Source organism: Candidatus Proelusimicrobium excrementi (assembly GCF_937881865.1).
Taxonomy (GTDB): domain Bacteria; phylum Elusimicrobiota; class Elusimicrobia; order Elusimicrobiales; family Elusimicrobiaceae; genus Proelusimicrobium; species Proelusimicrobium excrementi.
The window spans coordinates 1-15,824 of sequence record NZ_CALGEO010000056.1 but is presented as its reverse complement, the minus strand read 5'-3'; the positions used below and the strand labels follow the sequence as shown (position 1 = coordinate 15,824).

At 42.8% G+C, this 15,824-nt stretch carries 16 protein-coding genes and 1 tRNA gene; 6 read left to right on the top strand and 11 right to left on the bottom strand.

The genetic code is table 11. The features are described from left to right. Nucleotides 1–187: 187 nt before the first annotated feature. The 3 genes from ACQY26_RS03000 to radC are packed head-to-tail and all read right to left on the bottom strand — an operon-like array spanning nucleotide 188 to nucleotide 2,906. Entirely contained in the window at nucleotides 188–922 is a 735-nt protein-coding gene (locus ACQY26_RS03000; RefSeq protein WP_428047611.1) for an RNA methyltransferase, read from the bottom strand. Between the two features lie 2 nt (nucleotides 923–924). Then, on the bottom strand, nucleotides 925–2,211 hold the full coding sequence (locus tag ACQY26_RS02995; RefSeq protein ID WP_428047610.1) for a serine dehydratase subunit alpha family protein: 1,287 nt from the start codon (nucleotides 2,209–2,211) through the stop codon (nucleotides 925–927). Next, nucleotides 2,208–2,906, bottom strand: coding sequence for a RadC family protein (gene radC, locus ACQY26_RS02990; protein ID WP_428047609.1), 699 nt, complete (start codon nucleotides 2,904–2,906; stop codon nucleotides 2,208–2,210). The genes ACQY26_RS02995 and radC overlap by 4 nt, the downstream gene beginning before the upstream one ends. A gap of 47 nt (nucleotides 2,907–2,953) precedes the next feature. Here radC and lpdA point away from each other — a divergent pair, with 47 nt between their 5' ends. Then, on the top strand, nucleotides 2,954–4,306 hold the full coding sequence (lpdA, locus tag ACQY26_RS02985; RefSeq protein WP_428047608.1) for a dihydrolipoyl dehydrogenase: 1,353 nt from the start codon (nucleotides 2,954–2,956) through the stop codon (nucleotides 4,304–4,306). 67 nt (nucleotides 4,307–4,373) lie between these two features. Here the strand turns inward: lpdA and ACQY26_RS02980 are convergent, their stop codons facing one another. Then, nucleotides 4,374–5,618, bottom strand: coding sequence for a NupC/NupG family nucleoside CNT transporter (locus ACQY26_RS02980; RefSeq protein WP_428047607.1), 1,245 nt, complete (start codon nucleotides 5,616–5,618; stop codon nucleotides 4,374–4,376). Nucleotides 5,619–5,750: 132 nt separating this feature from the next. On the opposite strand from ACQY26_RS02980, the gene ACQY26_RS02975 reads away from it, so the two are divergent. Both ACQY26_RS02975 and ACQY26_RS02970 read left to right on the top strand, forming a co-directional pair. Continuing rightward, the gene (locus ACQY26_RS02975; protein WP_428047606.1) at nucleotides 5,751–6,245 is read left to right on the top strand and encodes a YajQ family cyclic di-GMP-binding protein; all 495 of its coding nucleotides are present in this window, start codon (nucleotides 5,751–5,753) and stop codon (nucleotides 6,243–6,245) included. Between the two features lie 5 nt (nucleotides 6,246–6,250). Then, nucleotides 6,251–7,606, top strand: a complete 1,356-nt coding sequence (locus ACQY26_RS02970; protein ID WP_428047604.1) for a tetratricopeptide repeat protein — start codon at nucleotides 6,251–6,253, stop codon at nucleotides 7,604–7,606. Nucleotides 7,607–7,919: 313 nt separating this feature from the next. Here ACQY26_RS02970 and ACQY26_RS02965 read toward each other — a convergent pair whose 3' ends face one another. From ACQY26_RS02965 to ACQY26_RS02935, 7 genes are all read right to left on the bottom strand, one after another. Continuing rightward, entirely contained in the window at nucleotides 7,920–8,117 is a 198-nt protein-coding gene (locus ACQY26_RS02965; RefSeq protein WP_428047603.1) for a TRL domain-containing protein, read from the bottom strand. 404 nt (nucleotides 8,118–8,521) lie between these two features. Further along, a tRNA-Arg gene (locus ACQY26_RS02960) sits at nucleotides 8,522–8,594 on the bottom strand. A gap of 141 nt (nucleotides 8,595–8,735) precedes the next feature. Beyond that, nucleotides 8,736–8,999, bottom strand: a complete 264-nt coding sequence (rpsT, locus tag ACQY26_RS02955; RefSeq protein ID WP_428047602.1) for a 30S ribosomal protein S20 — start codon at nucleotides 8,997–8,999, stop codon at nucleotides 8,736–8,738. Nucleotides 9,000–9,074: 75 nt separating this feature from the next. After that, nucleotides 9,075–10,085: a DNA polymerase III subunit delta gene (gene holA / locus ACQY26_RS02950; protein ID WP_428047601.1), complete on the bottom strand. Its 1,011-nt coding sequence runs from the start codon at nucleotides 10,083–10,085 to the stop codon at nucleotides 9,075–9,077. Beyond that, on the bottom strand, nucleotides 10,085–10,666 hold the full coding sequence (gene lptE, locus ACQY26_RS02945) for an LPS assembly lipoprotein LptE (RefSeq protein WP_428047599.1): 582 nt from the start codon (nucleotides 10,664–10,666) through the stop codon (nucleotides 10,085–10,087). Before lptE ends, holA begins: the two co-directional genes overlap by 1 nt. 7 nt (nucleotides 10,667–10,673) lie before the next feature. After that, on the bottom strand, nucleotides 10,674–13,193 hold the full coding sequence (leuS, locus tag ACQY26_RS02940) for a leucine--tRNA ligase (RefSeq protein ID WP_428047598.1): 2,520 nt from the start codon (nucleotides 13,191–13,193) through the stop codon (nucleotides 10,674–10,676). After that, nucleotides 13,180–13,653, bottom strand: coding sequence for an N-acetylmuramoyl-L-alanine amidase family protein (locus ACQY26_RS02935; protein WP_428047597.1), 474 nt, complete (start codon nucleotides 13,651–13,653; stop codon nucleotides 13,180–13,182). The genes leuS and ACQY26_RS02935 overlap by 14 nt, the downstream gene beginning before the upstream one ends. 94 nt (nucleotides 13,654–13,747) lie before the next feature. Here ACQY26_RS02935 and ACQY26_RS02930 point away from each other — a divergent pair, with 94 nt between their 5' ends. The 3 genes from ACQY26_RS02930 to ACQY26_RS02920 all read left to right on the top strand — a co-directional run bounded on the left by ACQY26_RS02930 (nucleotide 13,748) and on the right by ACQY26_RS02920 (nucleotide 15,660). Beyond that, nucleotides 13,748–14,371, top strand: coding sequence for a sugar transferase (locus tag ACQY26_RS02930; protein WP_428047596.1), 624 nt, complete (start codon nucleotides 13,748–13,750; stop codon nucleotides 14,369–14,371). 3 nt (nucleotides 14,372–14,374) lie between these two features. After that, nucleotides 14,375–14,875: a site-specific integrase gene (locus ACQY26_RS02925; RefSeq protein WP_428047595.1), complete on the top strand. Its 501-nt coding sequence runs from the start codon at nucleotides 14,375–14,377 to the stop codon at nucleotides 14,873–14,875. A 425-nt stretch (nucleotides 14,876–15,300) separates the two neighbouring features. Then, nucleotides 15,301–15,660, top strand: coding sequence for a helix-turn-helix domain-containing protein (locus ACQY26_RS02920; RefSeq protein ID WP_428047593.1), 360 nt, complete (start codon nucleotides 15,301–15,303; stop codon nucleotides 15,658–15,660). The last annotated feature ends 164 nt before the right edge of the window (nucleotides 15,661–15,824 follow it).

The following is a 15,824-nucleotide window of genomic DNA, read 5'->3' as shown; positions in this document are numbered from 1 at the left end:
TAAAATCGCTTTTTTTTCTAGTATTTTGTGAACAAAAAATAAAATATCGCTGTTATATGAAAATCTTGCTACAATATCTCCTTTTTTTATTTGCATATTATATCACCTCAAAATTTTAAGGGATATAATATACTATGTAGAAATTTGTAACTTTGTGCGATATTTTTTCCTTGTATTCTAAATTTAATTATGATATAAATTTAGATGAGTTATTATATGATGTACCAAATATAAATGCTGAAATTATTTTATTTACTATCGAGTTTATAAAAAATAAATCCTCTTTATCCAGCATACGCTTTGAGGCCAATTCCGCCAAACGGCGCGAGCGGACTTTCTCCCCCAAAACGGGCGGCAAATCAAGAAAAGCAAGCATTTTCGTTATATTGTTTTGTACGATTTCAACCTCTTTAAAAGAAGGCTTTTTGAACTTTGCCCCCCGCGCGGAACTTTCCGTCTGCGCAAGCTCATAGCAGCATAAAATAACCGCCTGCGCTAAATTTATTGAAGGCACTTTTGCCGTAGTGGGTATATTGAGCACGCAGTGCGCCAAAGAAATATCTTCCGAAGAAAGCCCCGTCTTTTCCGGGCCGAAAATTATCGCGCAGTTTTCGCTTCCGCTCTCTTTCAAATACGCGCTTATATCCGGCAGGGAAACTATCTCCTGATTGATTTTGCGGTTCTTTAAAGCGGTGGTAGCCAAAACCAAATCCGCGTCAAAAAGAGCTTCTTTTAAAGAAGAATACCATTTGGCGTTTTGCAGTATTTCATGCGCGCCGACGGCGGAAACGGCTTCCCGCCAGACAGGTTCGTAAGGATCTACGACCCTTAAATCGCTAAGGCCGAAGTTACCCATCGCACGCGCAGCCGCGCCGATATTTTGAGGGTTCCTTGGACGGACCAATATAATGGAAATGTTCATAATTATTTGGTTTTGCTCTTCATTATGTCCACAATGGTGGTATCCACTTTTACCATGCCGACCGTGGAAATGCGGCTTAAGTTCTGTATCGTCGCTTCAGCCGTTTTGCCGATAAAGCCTTCCACTTCCGTAATGCCGTAATGATTCATGCCCATAAAAGCCGCCCTTAAAGCGGAATCCACCGAACTTACCACTTTTAAAGCGCAGCCGCTTTTTGCTCCGTCGCAGAGCATACCGCCGATATCGCTTATGATATTATTTACGGCCAAGGTTATGGCTTTTAAATCCGCACCTTTCTGCTGGTAAACTATCGCGGCCGAGGCGCCGACTCCAGCGGCTATGGCGCAGCCGCAAATAGGCGCCAAATCGCCCGTAAAAGCTTTCACGTAACCGTTAAGCAAATGCGAAAGGGCTATGCTTTGCAAAATAATCTTTTCTTTAATTTTTAACCGTTTGCCGACGTGATAGGGAACCAGTACCGCCACTATGCCCTGATTGCCGCTTTCACCGCTGCTCATAACGGGGACGGCTATTCCGTCCATACGCGCGTCCGCCGCCTGGGAAGCCAATATCTTGGCGGAATTTATAAGGTTTTTATCAAGCATGCCGAGCTTTACCAATTCGCTTAAATAAAAACCCACCTTCTTAAGGTTCGCGCCTTTTTTGGCCGCGGCCAAATTCATTAAAGCGCCTTCTTTAATGTAAGCCAAATCTTCATCGTCCGCGTTTTGGGCTTCGCGCACCAAATCAGCCAAAGAAGACTTGGCCAAAAGCCTCTTAAAATCCCCTTCGCTTTTGCCGGTTTTAACTTCCGCCTTGACGTCTATAAGCACGCGGCCGTTGTCTTCAAGATAAGTTACCGCCGTATGACATCCGCTTATTACGGCCTTGGTTTTATATCCGTCTTCGAACAGAACTTCCGTCTTTATATAAAAACCTTTTTGATTCTTCACTTTTATAGTTACGGCTTTTTCCTCAAGCATTATCTTGGCTTTTTTCAAAACGGAAGAAGACACCCCTTTAAGTATTTCCATGCCGAGTTTCGGTTTTGCCGTCAAAAGCCCCAAAGCCGCCGCCAAAAGATTGCCCTTTTCCCCGTCGGTGTTTGGGATTCTTACGCCAAGGCCGTTTTTAAAAGTGGCGGAATCTACGAAAACAACCGCTTTCTTTATACGCCCTTTATGCAAAGCCGAAGCGTTGGCGGCGCAAAGCGCGACGGAAACAGGTTCCGTACAGCCCATGGCCGGATATACCTGCCCTTTAAGCACTTGTTTAAGCAAAGTCGTCATACTTTCTCCTTTTTGGTTTTTATGAAGCTGTTTGCCCTTATACTGAAAAACTTTCCTTTGCCCACAACGATATGATCCAAAACCGATATGCCCAAAGGCGCGGCTATGCGCGAAAGAGTTTCGGTAAGGGCTCTGTCTTCGGCGGAAGGATCGGGTTCGCCCGAAGGATGATTATGTACAAAAATCAAAGCCGCAGCGCGGCGTTTTAAAGCCTGTTCTATTATTTTTCTGGGGGATATGCTGGCCCTGTCTATAGTGCCGGTGGAAATGCGCTCAACGCCTATAACCGTATTGCGGGTGGTAAGATAAATAACTTCAAAGACTTCGTTAGGCTCCCCCTGCAAAGAGGCGCGGCAGAAATCCACGACGTTTTCGGGCGTTGTGATTTCCTTGCGTTTTTTAACTTCTTCCAAGAAATAAAAACGCATAACCTCCCTTACAAGCCTGATAAACAGCGCGCTGTGCTTGCCGATGCCCGGGACTTCGCCGAGTTCGGACGGAGTCGCGTCTAAAACCGAGCCTAAAGAACCGAATTTTTTAAGCAAAGCCCAAGCCAAAGGTTTGGTATCCTTACGGCTTATGGCGTAAGTAAGCAAAAGTTCAAGGATTTCATGCTCCAATAAAGAGGAAAGACCGGCGTTTTCAAACCGTTTCCTTAATCTGGCTCTGTGGCCGCTGTAAGAGGGTTTTTCCATATAAATATTATATACTTTTATCATGAAATATTTTAAACGGGGGATTTATGAGTAAAAAAGTTTTGGTTATAGGTTCCGGCCCGGCCGGATATCCTGCCGCGCTTAAATTGGCCGCCTTGGGCGCGGAAGTTACCGTAGTTGAAAAAAACAAAGCCGGCGGCGTTTGTTTAAACTGCGGGTGCATACCTTCAAAATCTTTACTGGACGCCGCACACAGGTTTTACACCGTTAAAGAGGCTAAAACACTTTCATCAAACCCGGAAGCCGGCGACGCTTTTTTTAATTCTTTTGATTTTGCAAAGATACAGGCACGCAGGCAGGCGGCGGTGGATAAACTGCAAAGGGGAGTACTGGCCTTGTTTAAAGCGGCAAAAGTCAATTATATTGAGGGAGAGGCTTCTTTCACCTCGCCGAATTCCGTAAAAATCAACGGGGAAGAGATGGCTTTCGACGCCGTGATAATAGCGACGGGTTCAAAAGCTTTCTATCCCCCTCCGTTTGATAAATACAAAGAACATCTTTACGACAACAGTAATATCTTTACAATAACAGAATTGCCAAAACGGGCCGTAATAATAGGCGGCGGCGTAATAGGCTGCGAGTTCGCCTGCATATTCAACGCTTTGGGCGTACAGAGCACGATAGTAGAACTTGCCCCCAGCATACTCCCGCTTGAAGACGAAAGCATTTCAAGAGTTTTGAAAACTTCTTTTGAGAAGCGCGGCATTAAAATAATGACTTCAACCTCAGCGGAAGATATGAGCGTTGAAAACGGCGTCAAAACAATACGCCTGGCCGGAGGGCAAACCTTAGAAGCCGATTTGGTGCTGGCGGCTGTGGGCAGAACGCCGGATTTCCAAAACCTTAATTTGGAGGCCGCCGGCGTAGAGTATGACGCAAAAGCAGTAAAAGTAAACCCTAAAACCATGCAGGCAAAAGATAACATTTACGCCGCAGGCGATATCAACCGTCTTTGTCAGCTGGCGCACGCCGCAACGGCGCAGGGCGAAACCGCCGCTTTAAATATTATGGGCCTGCCCGCGGAATATGATAACAACCTCGTCCCCTCCGCCATATACACTTGGCCGGAAGCCGCCTCCGTCGGGCTGACTTTAAAGAAAGCCCTTGCACAAGGTTACAAAGCAAGAGCCAAAAAAAGTTTTATGTTGGCAAACGGAAGAGCCGTGGCGCAAGGAGAAACGGAAGGCTTCGCCCAAATTATTGAAGACGAAGAAACCGGGCTTGTATTGGGCGCGCAAATAGTAGGCCCCGGCGCCGGAGAAATGATACATATTCCGCTTATGGCTATGACTTTTAAGATAAAAGCCAAAGAGGCCGGCAAAGTCATTTTCGCTCATCCTACCGTAAGCGAATGTTTAAAAGAAGCTTTGCTTAAATAGGTTTAAGAGTTCCGACAAAAAATCCCCCGGTTTTAAGCCGGGGGATTTTTATTAAGGAACAAAAAACTCAGTGAACCAGCAGGCCCGCTATAATGCCTCTAAGGCAGCTGGCCAGCAAACCGGCTATTAAAGCCTTAAAGCCCAAGCGGGAAAGATCCGCCCTTCTGGAAGGAGCGATAGCCCCGATTCCGCCGATTTGTATACCGATGGAAGAGAAGTTCGCAAAGCCGCAGAGAGAATAGCTTAAAATGACTTTGGTTCTTAAGCTCATCTCAATGGTGCCGGCGTTAAGAATGGAAGAGAAATTGGCGTAAGCCACAAACTCGTTGAGGACGGTCTTTTCCCCGATTAACTGCCCGGCCAAAACCATTTCGTCGGTGGGTACACCCATAAGCCAAGCAAAAGGAGAGAAAACATATCCGAAAATCTGCTCAATCGTTAAAGCTTTGGCCAAAAACCACCCGGTAATCCATTCCACTATGCCGCTGCACAAAGCGATTAAAGCCGTAAAAGCTATAAGCATGGCCGCTACGTTTAAAGCAAGCTGCAAACCGGTGGAAGTGCCGTTTGAAATCGCGTCGAGCACGTTTGCGCTGGGGTCTTTATAATCAATTTTGGCGACGCCCAAAGTTACCGGTTTTTCAGTTTCCGGGACCAATAATTTGGAGAACATCACGCCGGCCGGCGCGCCCATAACGCTGGCGGCCATAAGGTGGCCGGCTATGCCGGGGACGGTATCTTTAAGCATTATGATATACGCCGCAAGCACGCCGCCCGCAACGGTGGCCATACCGCCGGTCATAACGCACATAAGTTCGGATTTAGTCATTTTTTCGACATAAGGCTTAATCAAAAGCGGAGCTTCCGTCTGTCCTACGAAGATATTGGCCGCCGCGCTTAAGCTTTCCGCGCCGGAGAGTTTGCAAAGCTTGCCCAGCACCAAAGCAAACACGTAAACCACTTTTTGCATTATGCCCAAATAATATAAAAGAGACATCAAGGCCGAAAAGAAAACAATCGTCGGTATGACCTGGAAAGCGAAGATATAACCGAATTTTTCCTGGCTGGCCAAACCGCCGAACACCATTTCCGCGCCGGCTTTTTGGAAGTCAAGAACTTTTAATATGGCGTCGTTTAAATAATCAAAGACCGCAACGCCGGCGGAAGTCTTCAAAATCAAAACGCCGAACACCACTTGCAGACCGAAAGCCCACAAAATCGTGCGCCAGTTAATAGCTTTTCTGTTGGAACTGAGAGCGTAGCCTATCGCAATAAACAAGACTACGCCGATTAAAGCAGCAATATTTGCCATTGATGAACTCTCCTTTATGATAATTTTATAAGTCCATTCTACATTTTAAAATATTTTAAATCAAACGCGCGCGTCCGCGCCTGTTAAAAAGCGGCTTAAAATACTATAATAGAAAAATACGGAGGTGCTTTTATGGCGGATTTTTCTTTTGACGTAGTATCAAAAGTAGATTTAAATTTAATTGAAGAGGCTATCAGCGTAGCCAAAAAAGAAGTTACAAACAGATATGATTTTAAAGGTTCCAACCCCGATTTGGAGCTTGTATCCAAGGAAAATTTAATAAAAATCAGCTGCGCGGACGAATATAAAGTAAAAGCTTTATACGATATTCTTTTGACGAGGCTTGCAAAAAAAGGCGTGGCTTTAAAGAATTTCCAGCCGCAGAAAATAGAGGCCGCTTTGGGCGGCACGGCCAAGCAGGAAGTTAAAATACAGCAAGGCATACCTTCCGACAAAGCCAAAGAAATGACCAAACTTATCAAAGAAAGCAAACTGAAAGTTTCGGCTTCGATACAGGGCGATCAGCTTAGAGTCAGCTCGGCCTCAAAAGACGCTTTGCAGCAAACCATAGCTCTTTTGAAAGGCAAAGACTTCGGCCTTGAACTGCAATTTACTAATTACAGGTAATTTTGATGAATAAAATAAAATATATTGTTTTGGCGGCGGCGCTTTTGTTCTGCGCCGTGGATTTATCGGCGCAAAGCGCGCTGGCCGAACTTAACTTCTATAAAAAGCAAGGCCAAAGCGAAGACAAAAAACTGCTTGAAAGCCTTGACCGCCAGTTAGGCGCATGGCTGGATAAAAATTATTCTTTATCCGGCGCGGACGACGCCTTGGTGCTCAAAGCCGGGACGGAAGTAAGAATAAAAAAATATCCGGCCGCTTTCGTAACGCTGCTAAGGCATAAATATGAATTCCCCAATTCCGGCAACGCTCCGCAGGCCGCGGCTTTGTTTAACACCGTTATAGAAAATATGCCAAAAGCGGAAAGGGAAAATTTAAAAAAAGCTTACGCTTTAAAATCGGTGCCGAAAGATTCCGACGACAGAATGGCCGAGTTTCTTTCCTCGGCGACACGTCTGGGAATTAAAGGCTCTTACGAACCTTTAAACACCGAATACAGAAGTTTTTTTGCGCGCTTCCCGGTATACGGCAATAAAGACAAAATGGAATTGATGCTCGGCGATTTGGAACGCTTCAATAAAAATTATCAAGCGGCGATAATGCAATACCAAAAAGTTTACGACATTTATCCTTCAACAAAATACAAAGCCGCCTCATTAAGAATGCTCGGCGATATTTACGCAGGCGAACTTAAAGACTATAATCAGGCCGCTTACTATTATAACGGCGTTATAAAGAATTTCCCCAATTCCATAGAAATAGCGACGACCTACAACCATATGGCGATAATGAACGACAATCAGCGCGATTATTCTTCCGCAGTGGAAAATATTACAAAAGCCGCCGAAGCCTATCTTAAAACGGGTCAGCGCGCCAAAGCTTACGAGGCCTCCCTTTACAAAGCCGATTTGCAAAATAAAAAAATGAAAGATTACGCCGGCGCAACGGATACGCTTAACAAAACCGCAAAGATTTTCGCCAAAGACGAAAGCAAATTTATAAACTGCAAATTGCTGGCGGCGGAGATTTATTCCCGCAAGCTTAAAGACGACTACAGCGAGCTTAAAGCTTATGAGGAAATTATCGCAAAATATCCTTCCTCCGCACAGGCAGCCAAAGCTTTATATGAAGCCGGCATGATTAACGAAAGGCTGGCTAATTATCAAAAAGCCAAGGAACTCTATCAAAAGCTTATTATAAGCCGCCCCGCGGACGCTTACGCGACAAAAGCGCAAAGACGCGTCAATAAAATAGAAAAACAGCTTGCAGCCACTCAGACGGCCCCGCAAACAGGAGAAATAAAAAAACCGGCGGAAGCGGAAACGGAAGAAGAAGATATCGAAATACTGGAAGAATTAAAATAAAAGTTCCCCCCGCTGAAACGGGGGGATTTTTAATCCATATTATATAATCTCTATTATGCCGATTAGGCCTATACCGGCAGTAGGGCTTTTGGCTCTTTCGGATGTACAGCCCTTATGATAGCATAAAAGTGAAGCAGTAAATTTAAACAACTGAACAGGATAAAAACATCCAACGTAAACATCAAAGTGGAAAACGGCAGAAAAGCAAAAGTTAAAACTTTTGAAGTTTTAGTTTCTTAATTGCATAAAACTATAATTTAAACAAAAAGACCCCGCTTTTTAAATAAAGCGGGGTTTTTTAAAGGCAAATATATTATCTGCCGGTAACGACCGTGCAGACTTCCGCGTATACGGCGTAACCTTTGATTTCTTTGTTTACGGAAGAAACCTTAGTAATACCGCCGTTTTTCTTTGCGGCTTCAACTGACATGTCGCCGGAAATGAATAAACCGAGGATATTCGTACCGCAGGCTTTGCCTGATGTTAAAAGGAGTTTCCCTTTGTCGGGCAAAGCCCGGCCTACATTAGCTATGGAAGCATTTTACGACCGGATAAATTTATATATTGGAGTATAAATAATAAATTATTTTTTAAGTAAGTTATTAAGTTATGTGGTAACAATAAGTTTTAAAAATTTGAAAAAAGCAGTAGGCATGAAGAAACAACTTAACGCGAGCAACAGGCATGCGAGATTATAACAGGCGTGATTTTTCATATTTGCGGAAAATTTTTATTTTCTTACGAACGCGGTATACTAAGAATGATGCCGCCTTTGGCGGCGCAGTATCCAAGTGAGTAAAAAATCAAAATTTGCCTAAATATTAAAGCCTGTTAGCAATGAGAACAAAACTTAGACCGAATAGCTAAAAAGAGCCCATCAAAAAACCCGCAACTTAATGCGGGTTTTTAAAAGTGCGCGCCCGATAGGAATCGAACCTACAACCTTATCCTTAGGACGGATCTGCTCTTCCAGTTGAGCTACAGGCGCAAAACGATATAAAGTCTTCTAAAATTATAACAATTAAAAAGCTTTACGGCAAAGCCATAAGGCCCGAACGGAATTTGACGCAGGCTCCTGCGTTAAAAAAAGCGCGGAAGTAAAACGACCGCGCTTTTATCGCCGGAAAAACTATTTGCTTTCAGCTTTATTTACGGACTTAGCCAAGCGGGATTTCTTCCTGCCGGCCGCTTTCCAGTGGATTACACCTTTCTTTGCGGCTTTATCTAAAGCGGAAGAGGCCTTTGATACGCTTTCGGCTGTTTTTAATTTAGCCACTTCTTTGGCGGCTAAGCGGACAGCTTTTTTAAGGCCCGTATTGGCGGAATTCCTTTTTTCAGACTGTCTTTGAGCTTTAAGCGCGCTTGTATGACGCCCTGTTTTCAATTTTGCCATGTTTCATTACCTCTTAAATAAGTATATATATTTTATCTTTTTGTCGCATTTTATGCAACATTTTAATTAAATTTTCTATTTGCTGAGCAAAGTAAGTATTATACCTTTTATTTGTATAGACGGCTCCCCGGCGGAAGAAGACTTAAAAGCCATATCCGTTTCTATAATTTTATCCAAAGCGCGGCAAAGCGAGGCGGAAGACGGCATTATATAAGCCTTGGCCGCAAGGCGGCTTTCCCACGGAAGCAGCCCCGCCGCCTGCAAAAGAGCAGGCCCGGTTAAGCCGGCTTCGCTGAGCCTTTTTATCCTAAGCATTTTTAAAGCGCACGCGCTTATTTTGTTTAAAACGCTGACGGGTTCCTCCCCCCCGTCCAAAAGTTTTTGAGCCAGTTTTAAAGCCTCCTGGCGGTTGCAGTCCAACACGGCGTTGCTGAGCGCGAAGGGGTTTTCCTCTTTACTCAAACCGACGGAAGCCAAAATATCGGCCTGACGAACGGTTTTATCTTCGGAGTCTAAAAGATATAAAGAAAGCTTTTCTATTTCCGTATTCAGCGCGACCAAATCGGAACCCACAATCTCCTGCAACAAAATCAGGGCTTCGGGTTCTATTTTAAAACCTTTGACCGCCAAATGTTCTTCTATCCAAGGGCCAAGCTGATTGCTTTTAAGTTCGTCAAAAGCCGTTATAACGCAGGCTTCCGAGCAGGAATCTTCAAGCGTTTTATCCTTTTTGGCTTTTTTGGCGTCATTATGCATAATTACAAGACAGGTTGTTTCAAGAGGATTTTCCAAATAAGACGCCAAGGCCTCCGCCGCGGCTTTTTTAAGTTTGTCCGCGTTATTAAGCACAATCAAACGCTTTGCGTTGAACACCGGCGCGGTTCCGGCCAAACTGATAAGCTCCCCGATATTGCAGGACGAAGCATCCTCCTTAACGAAGTTAAAATCGTCGGGATTGACAATCTCTTTTATTTTGTCCGCAACTTCCCTTTTGCGGTAAACGTCATCCCCCGTAAAAAGATATACGGGGGCGAGGACGCCTTTCTTTAAATCTTTGGAAAGCTGGGTAAAAGTTATCTTGGGCATTATCTGGTAATGGTCGTTTGTTCGTTGTTTACCTGCGCTCTTTGGCGTATTTCGCTGCCTACGGAGCCGAAACCTTCAACCGTACGCTTTACTATCATTTTGGAAAAATTCTTCCAAAGCTGTTCGCGCGCCTGCTCTTCCGTCATACCGCCGGGCAGAGTGGAAGCCGAATAAGTATAAATTTGCTGTAAAGCGGGTTCCTCCCACACGGTTTTTTGAGTGTCTTTATCTATAAAGCGCACTTTAAGCAGAACTTCCATACGGTACACGGTAGGAACCAAGCGAGTGTCATACTGTACGGGAACGAGCAAATATCTTAATATTTCCCCGGCCAAAACGCCGTTGGCCTGCGCTTCATTGGTTATATTATAACTGCCGTTGCGCAGGAACTCATCCACGACTTCTATCGTCAGTCTATCTTCCAAAGCGAAGACTTCCGTCCTGTTGATAAACGGACGGACATGGATTTTAGTTATATGCTGGGGCATAATCTGCGCATTGGGGCTGTAATAGATTTGATTGTCAACCTCAGCGCAGCCCAAAGCAAAAAAGGCCAAAAGAAATATAAGATATTTTTTCATAAAGCTCCTAAGCCGGGCGGACCACTATGCTTACCATTTTGCCCGGCACAACTATAATTTTAACTATATTCACGCCTTTAAGCAAAGCTTGAATTTTAGGCGAAGCCAATGCGGCTTTTTCGTGAGCGTCTTTATCCGAGTTCGCCGCCAGCTTTACTCTGTCTTTTATCTTGCCGTTTATCTGCACGCCTATTTCTATTTGCTCCTCAAGAAGCAAATCTTTGTTAAAGGTTGGCCAAGCTTCATTCAGCAGGAAAGTTTCCTTGCCGGCGTTCTGCCAAATTTCGTCCGTAAGATGCGGCGCGAAAGGATGCAGAAGTTTAAGGAAGACGGAGAAGCTGTCTTCATCGACTTTCTTATATTTTGAAAGTTCGTTAAAATATATCATTAAAGCCGAAACCGCGGTATTGAAACTGAAAGATTCAATATCGTCGCTGACTTTCTTGATAGTTTTGTGCTTTAAAATTTCAAGCTCTTTGGGCAAAGCCGCTTCTTTTGAAATTTCGGCTTCGTCCGCCCAGGAATATATCCTCTTTAAGAATCTGGATACGCCCTCTATGCCGCGCATATCCCAAGGTTTGCTTGCGTCAAACGGGCCCATGAACATTTCATAAGCTCTGAAAGCGTCCGCGCCGTATTCCTTCAAAATATCATCGGGGTTGATGACGTTCTTTTTGGATTTGCTCATCTTCTCGATCATGGAAGTAAGCTTTGCGCCGTTGGCTTTAAGCTTCGGGTTGGCCGGATCGGAAAAATCAATTTCCTCATAAGTGTGATAATTGCCCGCTTCGTCACGGTAAGAGAAAGCCAAAATCATCCCCTGATGTCTTAATTTTGTATAAGGCTCTTTGGTGTGAACTACGCCCAAATCGTAAAGCACTTTATGCCAAAATCTGGAATAGAGAAGGTGCAAAACCGCGTGTTCCGCTCCGCCGATATAGCAGTCCACCGGGCCGTAAGCCTTTTCAATTTCCGGGTCGACCAAAGCTTTATCGTTTTTATTGTCCATATACCTTAAATAGTACCAGCAGGAACCGGCCCATTGCGGCATGGTGTTGGTTTCCCTCTTGGCGGGTCCGCCGCAGTGGGGGCAGGTGGTATTAATCCAATCGGTGATATTGGCAAGCGGGGATTCCCCGGTACCGCTCGGTTCGAATTTTTCGACTTCCGGCAGTCTTAAGGGAAGTTCGCTTTCGGGCAAAGGCACTACGCCGCATTTTTCGCAATGGACTATCGGTATAGGCTCGCCCCAGTATCTCTGGCGGGAGAAAACCCAATCGCGCAAACGGTAAGTGGTCTTTGCTTTGCCAAAGCCCTTTTCTTCCATATATTTAATCATTGCGGCTTTGGAGTCGGCCACGCGCATACCGTTAAGAAAATCGGAATTTATAAGTTCGCCGTCGCCTGTAAAAGCTTTTTCGGCCACGCCTTCTTCGCTTTTTATAACTTCTATAATAGGCAAATTGAATTTCTTGGCGAAGGCGTAGTCCCTGTCGTCATGAGCGGGCACGGCCATAATCGCGCCGGTGCCGTAACCTGTAAGCACGTAATCGGCTATCCAAACGGGTATCTTTCTGCCGTTTAAAGGATTTATCGCGTATGCGCCGGTAAACGCGCCGGTTTTTTCCTTATCGGCGTCGGAACGTTCAAATTCGCTCTTGGCCGCAGACTGTTTTTGGTAAGCTTCCACCGCCGCTTTTTGTTCGGGCGCGGTTATCTTGGACACAAGTTCGTGTTCGGGCGCGAGCACCATGTAAGTGGCGCCGAAAAGAGTATCGGGCCTGGTTGTAAATACGGTAATAGTTTCGTCTGAACCTTCCACTTTAAAATTGACTTCCGCCCCCTGGCTTTTGCCTATCCAGTTGCGCTGCATCATCAAAGTGGAAGAAGGCCAGTCCAAGCCTTCCAAATCTTCAAGAAGACGCTCTGCGTAAGCCGTAATCTTAAGCATCCATTGGCGGAGATTCTTCTTTTCTATCGGGGTTTGGCAGCGTTCGCAGCGTCCGTTAAAAACTTCCTCGTTGGCCAAACCGGTTTTGCACGAAGGGCACCAATTTATAGGCACGGTGCTTTGATATGCAAGGCCCTTTTTAAAAAGCTGTAAAAATATCCATTGCGTCCATTTGTAATATTCCGGGGAGGTGGTGTCTATTTCCCTGTCCCAGTCGTACATCATGCCGAAAGATTTTATTTGCCTTCTGAAGTTGTCCACGTTCTTTTGGGTGGTTATGCGCGGATGGACGCCGGTTGCGATAGCGTAATTTTCCGCCGGAAGGCCGAAAGCGTCCCACCCCATAGGGTGAAGGACGTCGAAACCGTTCATTCTTTTGTATCTGCTTAATATGTCCGAAGCCGTATAGCCCTCAGGATGTCCGACGTGCAAACCGTGCCCGGACGGATAAGGGAACATATCCAAACAATAAAACTTCTTGCCCGTTTTAGGCAAACGGGGCGCGGAGAACAGTTTTGCTTTCTCCCATCTTTCCTGCTGTTTTTTATCTATTTCCTGAAAATTAGCTATTACCATAATATATTATTAAACTCTGATTATTAGCAGTATCCCTTATTAGTTGATTATAATCTTTTGAAGTATCACTAGGAAGTCTCCTTTGATAAAATCTAATATCATTTATTCCCTTCTTTTCTAATTCTTTCGCAATATTCTCTGCTAATAAATTACTATTTCTTAAAGCATATACTATCTTAGCACCATTATCACTAGTATTTATAGCATTAGATATAACTATAACATCATTACCACTTCCATAAAATGATTTAATTCTATTAATACGATTATTTATATCTAATGTTTCATCACTATTCCTTGTTATAGATACAGGTATACCTAACTCTTTCAATCTATCATATATATACTTACTAATTCTTAAATTATAATCTTTCTCAACCACACCATTAGCACTACTACCTATATCTTCTCCACCACGATAAGCATCTATAACTATTTTTTTATCTACTCTAAACTCCATTTTATCACCTAATAAATTTTATTTATAAAAATAAAAAATTAGAAGTATTATTTCAAAAAAAATGTTATAATATACAAAAAAATTTGGAGGTATTATGCAAAACAAAAATTACTCAAAAATAAAAAGAATTTTAGATATTCTTCTTAGTATAATCTTATTAATATTATTATCACCCTGTTTAATAATAATTTCCATAAAAATTAAACTTGACAATGATGGACCTATATTATTTAAACAAGAAAGATTAGGAAAAAATGGTAAAACAATAACCATATATAAATTTAGAACAATGGTACCTGATGCAGATAAGAAACTTTTCGAATTACTTGAAAGAGATGAAGAAGCTAGAGAAGAATATAGAATAAATAAAAAATTAAAAGATGATCCAAGAATAACAAAAATAGGAAAAATTTTAAGAAAAACAAGTTTAGATGAGTTTCCTCAATTTATAAATGTATTAAAAGGGGAAATGAGTTTAGTTGGTCCTAGAGCTGTTATTGATGGAGAAATTGAACTTTTTGGAGAGCACAAAGAAGAAGTTTTAAGTGTAAAACCAGGAGTAACAGGATACTGGGCAGCAAATGGTAGAAGTGATACATCTTATGAAGAAAGAGTAGAAATGGAAACATTTTATGCTAATAATATTTCAATTCCTTTGGATATAGAAATATTATTTAAAACAGTAGTTTCTGTTGTGAAGAAAGAAGGGGCTGTATAGGAAGTGGAAAAGAAAAAAGTATTACACATTAGGCATACATTGTGTTATTTTCGTAAGGATGGAAAGTATACTTTTGAGTGGCATGACACGAAGACGAAAAATGGTCGAAGAGACGTTCCATTGACTCAGCGAGCATATGAAGCGTTAAGACGACAGCGAGCAAAGAAGCTCCAAATCGAATTAAAAGGTTTACAAGCTCCAGAAGGATATGAGGATTTGGTTTTTGTGACGAAGAACAACAGACCGACACAACAGTTTATTGTGGAGGAAGGCATAAGTGCTTGTGTTCATCGTATACAGAAAGAACATCCAGAGTTTGAGATGTTTTCACCACATTGTTTTCGACATACATTTGCTACGAGAGCAATTGAGAATGGAATGCAACCAAAAATTTTGCAGAAGATTTTAGGACATGGTTCTTTACAGATGACGATGGATTTGTATTGTCATGTGACAGAGGATACACTGTTTACTGAGATGATGAAGATGGAAAAAGCTAGCTAGCGTCAAAAGTGTGTAGTAAGTGTGTAGTAAGGCGATTTTGAGAATATAGGGGTTTCCTAGAACCCTTGTAAATACAGGAGGTTTAAGAAAAAATGGAACAGTATAAGGCAGAATTTATTGAATTTATGCTTGCTTGATTTCCAAACTTCCCGAAATGTCGGAAAAACAAGTTCTTTTAAGGGGGGCGGGGACGTGGTTTTTGGGTTTCAAAAATTGAAAAATTTTAAAGTTTCGAAAGCGGCGGTGAAGACATGCTTTTTGTGGTTCACCGCCGTTTTTGTGATTGATATTTTGAAAAATGCACAAAGTATTTGAAAAAAGTAATACTTTGTGCGTTTTTAGAAAAGATAGTTTTGGGATAAATCTTGCATAATGGTAGGCAATGCCGTATACTATATATAGAGAAATGAGTGGAGGTAGTTATCATGGAAGTGAGAGAATTGCGTTTACAAACAGGATTGAGCCAGAGTAAATTTGCTAAAATGTTTGATGTTCCGGTTTCTACTTTGAAAGATTGGGAACAGGAAAGAAGAAACCCTCCGGCATACGTTATAAATATGATGAGAACTATTTTACAATATAAGGGGATGCTTATCAGCCAAAGTTATGTAGAAGCATGTGATGCGAGAAGAAAGAGTGTGGAAAATGCTATGGCTATTATGTTAAGTGCTACAAATGGTCCGGATGAATTGTTTATGGAGGTTTTGGACTCCTATATCTTTGGGAAAATAACGTTGGAAGAGATGGAAGTCAGAATTGACAGATTTGAGTATTTGGGAGCGTAATATATGAGTGGTGGAAAAAATTGTTACCCGGAAAGTGATGTTCTTATCAATAAATATAACATTCGTGATAAGGAACTTTTAGAAAAATTTGAAATACAGAAAGTATTTGCGAAGTTGCTAGGGTTGGATGTGAAGCCGACAAGGATTGCCTATACTTATGATGT